Genomic DNA, 233 nt, shown 5'->3' on the forward strand with positions numbered 1-233 from the left:
CGCAAATTTGGTAGGCCTGAGTGGACTTGAACCACCGACCTCACCCTTATCAGGGGTGCGCTCTAACCACCTGAGCTACAAGCCTGTAGAGGTTTTTACTGCTGTTTTTCATCAGACAATCTGTGTGAGCACTACAAAGGCAGGTTCTTTAAGGTAAGGAGGTGATCCAACCGCAGGTTCCCCTACGGTTACCTTGTTACGACTTCACCCCAGTCATGAATCACAAAGTGGTA

At 48.9% G+C, this 233-nt stretch carries 1 tRNA gene and 1 rRNA gene; both read right to left on the reverse strand.

The annotated features are described in order from the left end of the window. Positions 1-8: 8 nt before the first annotated feature. Positions 9-85: transfer RNA gene (locus CWM54_RS27960), tRNA-Ile, on the reverse strand. Between the two features lie 69 nt (positions 86-154). Further along, positions 155-233 (reverse strand): 16S ribosomal RNA (locus tag CWM54_RS27965); the annotation flags it as partial.

The organism is Klebsiella sp. D-Nf1, from assembly GCF_002810515.1.
Classification (GTDB): Bacteria; Pseudomonadota; Gammaproteobacteria; order Enterobacterales; family Enterobacteriaceae; genus Klebsiella; species Klebsiella variicola.